This is a genomic window from Rhodococcus sp. P3_B8 (genome assembly GCF_056402775.1).
On record NZ_JBFUGT010000255.1, the window covers coordinates 1 to 9,516 of the forward strand.

Genomic DNA, 9,516 nt, shown 5'->3' on the forward strand with positions numbered 1-9,516 from the left:
GGGTGGCCGTGTCCGATGCCGGTCGCACGCTCACCTATCGCCAACTCGGCGCCGACTCCGCGCAATTCGCCCGGCTGCTCATCGCTCGGGGTGCCGCACCGGAAAGGTTCGTCGCCCTGGCATTGCCGCGGTCGATCGCGTGGGTCCGTGCCGTGTGGGCGGTCGCCGGCTCGGGTGCGGCGTCGGTACCCGTCGACCCGACGTATCCGCCCACCCGGATCGCCCATATGCTCGCCGACGCCGGCGCTGTGCTCGGCCTCACCGTCGCTGGGTATCGCGCACAGTTGCCCGACACGGTCGAGTGGCTGGTGCTCGATGATCCCGACTTCGAGACGCAGATGCGGCACCTTCCTGCCACGCCGGTGACCGACCTCGACCGCACAGCTCCGCTGCGCACGGACAACCCCGCCTATCTCATCTACACGTCCGGGTCCACCGGCGCCCCGAAGGGCGTGGTTGTGTCGCACCGGGGTCTGGCAAACCTGTTCGAGCAAGAACGTCACCACCTCCACGTCACGCCCGATGCGCGGGTCTCGCACCTCGCGTCCCCCAGTTTCGACGCGTCGCTGTTCGAGTTGACGATGGCGTTCTGTGCGGGTGCCCAGGTCGTGCTCGTACCCCCGCTGACCTACGGCGGGGCGGCCTTGGCGGACATCCTCGCCGTTGAGCGGATCACCCACGCGTTCATTACCCCGACCGCGCTCGCCACGCTCGAACCGGCGGGACTCGACTCGCTGCGGGTCCTCGCCGTCGCTGGTGAACCGTGCCCGACCGACCTGGTCCGGCGATGGGCGCCCCGCCGACGCATGCTCGACCTGTACGGTCCGACCGAGACGACGATCTGGTCGCATGTCAGTGAACCACTGGCACCGGCGGAACCCGTCACCATCGGGCGCCCCGTCCGCGGGTTCACCGCCGCCGTCCTCGACGCCCGGCTGCATCCCGTTCCCCCGGGAACCCCGGGTGAGCTGTACCTGGCAGGGCCCGGCCTGGCCCGCGGCTACCACGCTCGCCCCGCCACGACGGCGACCCATTTCGTCGCCTGCCCGTTCGCCACCCCCGGGTCGCGGATGTACCGCACCGGTGACCTGGTACGCACCCGGCCCGACCTCACGCTCGAACACCTCGGCCGCACCGACTTCCAGATCAAGGTGCGCGGATTCCGGGTCGAACCAGGCGAGGTCGATTCGATCCTCACGGCGCGCGCGGACATCGGTTTCGCGGCCACCGTCGGGCGAACCGGTCCGGACGGGCAACCGATACTCGTCACCTACGTCCGCGGTGCGAACGGCGCGGACGTCGACGCGAGTGCGGTGCGCACGGCGTTGTCCGCGCAGCTTCCGCCGTATCTGGTTCCCGCCGCGGTCGTCGTACTCGACGAGGTGCCGCTCACCCCGGCCGGCAAGCTCGACCGCTCGGCCCTCCCCGAACCCGAGTTCGGTCCCCGGCCCGAACGATTCCGTGCACCGTCTACGGCCGTGGAGCGGGCCGTCGTCGAGGCTTTCGCGGAAGTCGTCGACACCGGCGAGGACCGCCCGATCGGAGTGGAGGACGACTTCTTCGCGCTCGGCGGCACGTCACTGTCCGCGGTCCGCGTCGCCGCGGGCCTGCAGCTCCGTTTGGGCCGGCCGGTGCCGCTTCCGGCCCTCTTCCTGGACCCCACTCCCGCGGGGCTCGCGGCCCGCCTCGCCACAGAAGTGCCCGGCACCACCGACGAAGCTCTCCGGGTTGTCGTGCCGCTGCGCCGTGGTGACCGGCTCGCACCTCTATTCTGCGTCCACGCCGGGATGGGCCTGGCGTGGGCATACACCGGCATGGTGCGCCATCTCTCACCGGACCGGCCCGTGTGGGGACTGCAGTTGCCCTCCCTCGGCGGCGGCCCCGATTACGACTCGATCGAGGACCTGGCGCACCGATACCTCGACGAGGTCCGTGCCGTCCAGCCGGCGGGACCGTATCATCTGCTCGGCTGGTCGCTCGGCGGTCTGATCGCGCATGCCATGGCCACCGAGCTGCAGGACCGGGGTGAGGAGGTCGCGTCCCTCGTGCTCCTGGACAGCTACGTGGGCGAACCGACTGCGGAACCCGACCCGTTGGACGTCGGCGACCTTCTGCGTGGGCTGGGGGTCGACGTCGGACCCGGCGACGACGCCCGACCGCTCACGTACTCCGACGCCCACGACCGCCTCGGCGAGGCCTACGGTCCCGCAGCCGCCGTGACGGCAGACCAGCTGCGGCGCATCGCCGAGGGATATGACCGGTCGACCCGGCTGTCGACGCGATTCGCCCCGAGAGTCTTTCGCGGGGACGCGCTTCTGATCACCGCGGTCGTCGGTCCCCGCGCCGGCAGCGCGCCGTCCGTCGACGACGGATGGGGCGACTCGATCACCGGCACCGTGCAGGAAGAACACGTCGAGTGCGGACACAACGACATGATGCAACCGAAACCAGCACGTGCGATCGGCATGCTCGTCGAAAACTACGTATCCGGGCGGGGCGGGTAGAGCCGCGCCAGAGTGCCGCAGATTCCGCGGATGCTCGGGTGCCGGTACAGCTCCCGCATCGGGAGGGCCGGAAGGCCGAGCCGCCGCATCATGCCGTCGGCCTTGATCGCGCACAGTGAGTTCCCTCCGAGCTCGAAGAGGTTGTCGTCCAGCGACACCGGGACTCCCAGCACCGACTCCCAGATGTCGGTGAGCATGTGCGCTGTTCCACCATCAGTGAGGGGGGCACCGTCCTGCGGTTCGACGACATCGAGCGGCAGAGACCGAAGGACCGGATCGGGAAGCCTTGCCACGTCGAGCTTTCCGTTGATGGTGAGCGGCAAAGCGTCGACCAGGGTGATAGAACGGGGCACCATGTGCTCCGGTAGGAATCGGGCCGCGCGTTCGCGTATCGCTGCGACCGTCTCCGTCTCCCCGGCCGCAGCGGACCCGCCCGGAACGACGTAGGCGTCGAGCGCGATTCCGGCCGGGTCTTCCGACCTTCCCGAGGGCACCACGGCCGCTGCCGTGACGACGGGATCGTCGAGGAGCACGGAACGCACCTCGTCGAGTTCCACACGGAACCCGCGAATCTGGACCTGGGCGTCGACGCGACCGAGATGCTCGAGGCTGCCGTCGCCACAAATTCTTCCGCGATCGCCCGTGCGATACCAGCGGGACCCGCCGGGTGCAGCGACAAAGCGGCAGGCCGTCAGTCCGGCGCGGTCGAGGTACCCGAGCGCGACACCGGCCCCGCCGACGTAGATCTCACCGGTCAGACCGTTCGGCAGAGGATCGCCGAACTCGTCCGCGACCGCCGTCTCCCAGCCGGGTAGTGGTTTCCCCACCGTGCGCGACCCGGTCAGGGCGTCGCGCCGCGTCACGGTGTGCGCGGTGACGTGCACGGTGGTTTCCGTCGTCCCGAACATGTTCACCAACCGGCATCGTGATTCCGGATACCGGTCGAGCCACGGCAGTACCACCCGGGGGTCGAGAGTCTCACCGCCGAACACGACGAGGCGGAGCGCGGACAGCGGCTCGAGATCCCGGTCAGCCGCGGCCAGGAGGACGAATGCGGACGGCGTCTGACTGAGGACGGAGACGCGTTCGTCGGCGAGCAATGTGTGGAACTCCACTGGGGACCGCGAGATCCAGTACGGCACGATCACGAGTCGGCCACCGGTCGACAACGAGCCCCAGATCTCCCACACCGAGAAATCGAAGGCGGGCGAATGGAACATTGACCAGGTGTCCCCGGGAGTCGGCGCGAATTCGGTTGCGGTGGCCGACATCAGCGCCGGCACGGCACGATGCGGAATCACCACGCCTTTCGGCCGACCCGTCGACCCCGACGTGTAGACCACGTAGGCGGGGGCGCCGTCGCCTCCCACAGCCCAATCCACCTCACCCGGGCCCGATACCGATCCCGGCAACTCCGCCGGCGTCACCGCCGGTACTCCGGCCCACCGGACTTCGCCCTCCAACTCGGTCACGACCAATCGGACACCGGCATCACGCGCCGTGTATGCGAGCCGATCCGGAGGATGCCGCACGTCCATCGGAACAAACGCCGCACCGCTGCGCAACACCGCAAGCATCGTCACGACGAGGTCGACCGACCGATCCACACAGATTCCGACCCGGTCCCCTGGGCCGACTCCCCGATCGTGAAGACCTCGCGCCATCCAGGCCGACTGCTCCTCGAGTGCACGGTAAGTCAATGTGCRCCGGCCATGGGTCACCGCGACCGCGTCGGGACGCTCGTGAGCGTGCCGGACGACGAGATCCTCGATCCTCCCGCCGGAGACAGGCGCTCGCACACCGGCACCCACCGGTGCCACCGCCGCGCCGAACACACGACGTCGTCCCGGTGACGGGTCGCGAAGTCCGTCCACCACCCGGGCGACCCATTGCCCGAACCGCGCCGCCGTGTCGGCGTCCACAGTCACCGGGTCGGCGTAGACCTCCAGTGTGACGCGCCCGCCGGTGTCGACCACCGGTACGAGTGTCAGTGGAAACGGTGCCGTCTGGCAGGGGAGGTACTCACGTCCGGAGTCACGCGTAACCGTCCCCAGCACCCCGGTTGCCGTACTGCCCATTTCTCCACTCTTCGCGAAGTCCCACGAGACCTCATGTTGCCGTGAGCTTTTCACTTCCTCGACCAGCTCGGCCAGAGTGCGGTCCAGGGAAGTGTGGAAGGCCAGGTCGACCCAGCTCTCGAATCCGCCGAGCGTTCGTGGCGGCCGCGTCCGGTCGACCCGCCACACCGGAACCGTCACCGCGGAGAGGTCGTCACGCCTACCGGTCACCACCGCGGCGGCAGYGGCCACCGTCGCCGTCATATCCTCACGGGCCGCGACCAGCGGGTGGGAGGAACGCAGTACCTCCGCGCTCCATCCGCCCAGTGCCCGACCGTGCCGATGTCGACCCACGGGATTCGCGGTCACCGTGTCGGCGTCGCGCGCRCCGACGAGCACGTCACACACGAGCGTGAGCGAGGCAGTGTCGAGATCACGGCGGTCGGCAATCACGACCAGATCGGCCACCTGGTCGAGGTACYGCATCACGACGGCGCGCACCGCCGGACCATCGACAGCGACGGGCCGCCGGCACTCGGCGGCAAGCCGGCGTCGTGCCTCCTCCGACGCCGAACCGGCCGGGACATCCACCACCCATAGCCGCGTCGGCCTGGTCGCGCGCTCCCACCAGCAACGGGACGCCGTACCCCACCGCACCGCAAGCATGTCCGAGCTCACTCCGCGGGGCACCCGCACCGTCATCGCATGGCCGAACGCCGTGCGCACCGGTCCAGACCTCCCCCAAGGAGATTGGTGCATGAAGCAATCGTAGTCGACAGACGCGCGGCGACTGGGGCCTGCGGACACGGACTCATCGTTCTCACCGGGCCGTGAAGCCGCCATCCACCGTCACCACGGCACCCGTGACTCCACGCGCATCGTCGGACGCGAGCCACCGCGCCGCTGCCGCGACCTCGCCGGGTTCGACGAGCTTGTTGGTCGGCTGGGCCTGCACGAAAACCGACTCGTGCTCATCGACGCCGACACCCAGGGAGCGCGCGATCTCCGCCAGCATCCGCCCTTCGTACTCGCTGCTGTCCCGCACCGATCCCGGGCACAGCGCATTCACCCGGACCCCGCTCGGCGCATAGTCGAGGGCGACGGCCTTGGTGAGGCCGACCAGGCCGTGCTTCGCCGCAACGTACCCGGCGAAGTGGCGGTACCCGACGAGCCCTGCCGTCGAGGCGACATTGATGATGCTTCCGCTGCGCTGGGTGACCATGATCCGTCCGGCCGTCGCGATGGTCCGCCACGCCCCGGAGAGGTCGACGTCGATCATCAGACGCCACTCGGATTCGGTGATGTCGTGCGCGACCTTTCCGGACGGTGCGGCGATTCCCGCATTGTTGAGCAGCACGTCGAGGCGACCGAATCGTTCGTGGGCGACCTGCACCGCTGCCGTGATCTCTGCGAGCTCGCGGACATCCACCGCCTGGGTCAGAACCGTCGCACCGTGCTCGCGGCATAACTCCGCGGTGTAGTCGAGCTGACTCTGCGAACCGAGGGGGTATGGCACCCCGGCCAGATTCCGGGTGATGTCGACGAGCATGAGATCGGCCCCAGCCGCCGCGAACTCGACGGCACAGGCACGGCCGATACCCCGCGCTGCGCCGGTCACGAAGGCCGTCTTTCCGGCGAGGTCGGCGCTCACCGAGCGTCCTCGGCGAGCTGCGCGGCAAGCAGCCGTACCAGCGCGTGCGGGTGCTCGGTCAGGTACATGTGTCCGCCGTCGACCTCGATCACCGACGTCCCCGCGGTCGTCGTCGCCGCCCACTCCGCCAACTGAGCGGCACCGACGAGGTGATCACCCCGCCCTCGGAGGGCGGTGATCGGGACGTCCAGCGGTGGATGTGGTGGTGGCCGATAGTTTTCGTGCATCTCGACGTCGGCCCGGACGACGGGCAACAGCAGCTCGCGCAGTTCCGGGTTCGCCAGCGCAGGGTGGGAGTACCCGGCCAGCTCACCCACCTGGTCGAGGAATTCCTCATCCGCCAACGACGACGCCCGGATCTCCCGCACGGTCGCCGGACCTGGCGATCCACTCACGAACAGGCGGGTCAGCGCGACGCCTCCGTCGGCGGTCAGGCGATGCGCCAGCTCATAGGCCAGGACCGCACCGAGGCTGTGCCCGAACACGGCCACCTCGGAAGACTCCCGGAGGACCGGCAGCACGCGCGGCGCAATGTCGTGGACGGCGGCGTCGACCGAGGTGAGCAGGTCCTCACCAAAGCGTTCCTCGCGGCCGGGTAGCTGCACGGGGAGGATGTCGAGTCCACGCGGCGCACAACTCTGCCAATCGCGGAAGAAGGACGCGCCCACCCCCGCGTACGGCAGACACACCAGAGTCGCAGGTGACATTGTCACCTCCTTCTACGACGCCGACGAAGACCGGATGCTTCCGACCCTAGGCCGCGCTCCCCTCCGGTGTGGGAATTCGCCCGCGCAGAGCCGCCAGCACTTCCGCGGAGCATGCGAGCTGCCCAGTGTGCTCGACGTGGTCGCATAGTGTGTCCACTGTCTGCTACACCATCCGGTCGATTGTCGGCACACCTGGTTGCGTGTCGATCCTCAGCAGCGGAATTGTCGGCGGGCTCAGCGGCGGGCCGCTCACAAGGAACCCGGTCCGACTGTGAGGCAGCGGAATTGATACCGCGTGCACGTCGTACCACTTACCATCGAATGCATGGGAGTCGCAGCCGCGGCACGAGCGCTCGGCCGCCTCCAGTACCGAATCGCGCGCATTCCCTTCCACCTGGTCGACGACACGGTGATGCCGTTGTTCTTCGACGACGCTGCCCCGGCCCGGCTGGCGTACGAGTGGGTGCTGATCGAATGCGACGAGGCCGCAGCGATTCTGTTCGACGACGACTTCGCAGCCACCCACGCACAGATGTTGCGGCGGCGCAGTGCCGCCGTGCGATACGCCATCGCCCGCGGACAACGGCAGGCTCTCCGCGATACCGACGTCGTCGTCCTCGAGCGGCACCGCGCTCGTTTCCGCGAGCGGCACCGCCAGCACGCCAGAAACACTGATTAGCGTCGGTGGGCGGCTTTTTGTCGCGTGCTCCGACGACCGTATCGCTGAGATAGCTGGGGTCGGCAGTTCTGGCGGGATGTGGAGTGTGGCGAGGGTGATCGGCATCCACCTGACGTCGATCCGGGCGATGCCGCGCCGGGGCAGAACGAGGGGGGAGAATCAGCATTGTGCCCGCCCATCAGCCCGCACTACCTCTCCGCCCGGTGAAACCGATGCTCGCGACGCTCGGCTCACCGCYGGGTGGAGACGACTGGGCGGTGGAGATGAAATTCGACGGTGTACGCGCCGTCGCCACCGTCACCCCGGCCGCGGTGCACCTGTTCAGCCGCGACGGCGCCGACATCACCGCCGCATACCCGGAGATCGCCGCCGGACTCTCCGAGATCAAACCAGGCCGAGGCGTAACAGTCGATGGTGAGATCGTCGCGCCCGCTGCCGGCAGCGGCCGACCGCGCTTCGACCTGCTCCGACAGCGGACCCCCATCCAGAATCCACCGGCCGCGCTGCAGCGCGCCGTACCGGTCGCCTTTAACATCTTCGATCTGCTGGTGCACCGCGGGGCGCCGATCCTGCGGTGGCCGTACCTCGAGCGCCGACAACTCCTGGCCGACCTGAACCTCGGTCTGGAGGGTGAGGCTCTGCAGGTCCCGCCACACTGGGTCGACGTCGACGGCGAGGACATGCTCCGGTTGGCCGACGCGCACGGCCATGAAGGAATTGTCGCCAAGAGAATGACCTCGCCCTATCGCCCCGGACGCCGCTCACCGGACTGGATCAAAACTCCGCTACGCAACAGCGCCGAAGTGGTCGTCGGCGGGTGGGAAGCGACCAGCCGCGGCGGTCTGCGGTCGCTRATCGTCGGTGCCCACGCGGACCAGGTCGGCTTGATATTCGTCGGGCACGTCGGCTCCGGCTTCACCGAATCCCACCGGCGCCGAACGCTCATGCTGCTCCGGCCACTCGAGCGCCCTACCAGCCCCTTCGACAATCATGTTCCCGATGAGCTTGCCACTCACGCGCGCTGGGTGGAACCGATTCTCGTCGGCACCGTCGAGTACCGCGAGTTCACCCTGGACCGGCGGCTCCGCCATCCGTCGTGGAAGGGATTTCGGGCCGGGATAGACCCGAGATGGGTGACCGTCGAGGAGCTACCGTAGTCCCGCGCGTGTCTCGGCACGATGGCTTCGGCGCCTCGGCAGGCCTGGCCGGTTACCTCTCTCCGTGTCGGCAACCGATCAGCGGCCGACCGGCGAGGCGGCCGAGTAGAAATCGCACCCTTCCTCCTCGGACCGGCGGGTCCGACAATAGGGAGCGTGAGTTCGCGACGTTCCGCCGCAGAGTGGGCAGTCGATCAGGTCCACGCTGTGCGTGACGATCCTGCAGCTCGACTCGCGCTGATCGCCCGTACTTATCACGGTCCGATCGGCAACGCACCCCGGCACTTGCCGTTCCGCCGGGCGGCACTGTCGTTCATGCGCTGGCAGATCGGTCGCGGCGTGCTGGCGCCGCTCGGTGCGATGCCGCCCGGCAGTCCGTGGTGGCGAGCGGTCAACGAACGGCTGATGCGCGACGGCTGCGAGGCCGGCGCCCGGAGCGGCGGAATGGGAGGGACGCCGTCCTCGCACACGGTCGATCTGTGGATGCTGTTCGTTGCCGATCCGACCGCACGTACGTGGTACCGGGCCCACAATGCGAGCATTGCCTCCGCCTACCTGGACCATCGCGACCTTGCCTGTACCGAGAGCCGTCCGGAGCGCTTCTTTCTCAACGTGGTACTGCTCCGTGTTCTCTACGCCCATGCCCTGGTCGCGGCGCCGCGTCTGGCGCTGGGGCGGCTCGCGCCGGCCGGCCCCATTCTGGGAGATCCTCGCCTCTCGATGACCGGGATCTTCCTGTCCCTTTCTCGGGTCCTTCCCGA

General features: G+C 68.8%; 6 protein-coding genes and 1 pseudogene. 4 read left to right on the top strand and 3 right to left on the bottom strand.

Features of this window, described 5'->3' with window-relative positions:
* The coding region (locus AC1D1G_RS36025; RefSeq protein WP_477955861.1) for an amino acid adenylation domain-containing protein at positions 1–2,504 on the top strand (2,504 nt) is incomplete at its 5' end.
* Here AC1D1G_RS36025 and AC1D1G_RS36030 read toward each other — a convergent pair.
* The 3 genes from AC1D1G_RS36030 to AC1D1G_RS36040 form a co-directional block, all read right to left on the bottom strand.
* The gene (locus AC1D1G_RS36030) at positions 2,480–5,287 is read right to left on the bottom strand and encodes a non-ribosomal peptide synthetase (RefSeq protein ID WP_477955862.1); all 2,808 of its coding nucleotides are present in this window, start codon (positions 5,285–5,287) and stop codon (positions 2,480–2,482) included. The two genes, AC1D1G_RS36025 and AC1D1G_RS36030, sit on opposite strands and share 25 nt — an antisense overlap.
* A 94-nt stretch (positions 5,288–5,381) precedes the next feature.
* Complete coding sequence (locus AC1D1G_RS36035; protein WP_283334217.1) at positions 5,382–6,212, bottom strand: SDR family oxidoreductase; 831 nt, start codon at positions 6,210–6,212, stop codon at positions 5,382–5,384.
* The gene (locus AC1D1G_RS36040) at positions 6,209–6,919 is read right to left on the bottom strand and encodes a thioesterase II family protein (protein WP_283353165.1); all 711 of its coding nucleotides are present in this window, start codon (positions 6,917–6,919) and stop codon (positions 6,209–6,211) included. The genes AC1D1G_RS36035 and AC1D1G_RS36040 overlap by 4 nt, the downstream gene beginning before the upstream one ends.
* Positions 6,920–7,244: 325 nt before the next feature.
* Here AC1D1G_RS36040 and AC1D1G_RS36045 point away from each other — a divergent pair, with 325 nt between their 5' ends.
* From AC1D1G_RS36045 to AC1D1G_RS36055, 3 genes and pseudogenes are all read left to right on the top strand, one after another.
* A complete protein-coding gene (locus AC1D1G_RS36045; RefSeq protein ID WP_280784267.1) occupies positions 7,245–7,598 on the top strand; it encodes a hypothetical protein in 354 nt (117 codons plus the stop codon).
* 167 nt (positions 7,599–7,765) lie between these two features.
* Positions 7,766–8,755 (top strand): ATP-dependent DNA ligase, encoded by a 990-nt coding sequence (locus tag AC1D1G_RS36050; RefSeq protein ID WP_477955864.1) that lies wholly within the window; start codon positions 7,766–7,768, stop codon positions 8,753–8,755.
* Between the two features lie 207 nt (positions 8,756–8,962).
* A pseudogene (locus AC1D1G_RS36055) lies at positions 8,963–9,516 on the top strand (hypothetical protein); the annotation flags it as partial.

Bases quoted from the DNA above. Each gene is read 5' to 3' on its own strand.
- AC1D1G_RS36040 (WP_283353165.1), bottom strand. From the start codon at position 6,919: ATGTCACCTGCGACTCTGGTGTGTCTGCCGTACGCGGGGGTGGGCGCG.
- AC1D1G_RS36045 (WP_280784267.1), top strand. From the start codon at position 7,245: ATGGGAGTCGCAGCCGCGGCACGAGCGCTCGGCCGCCTCCAGTACCGA.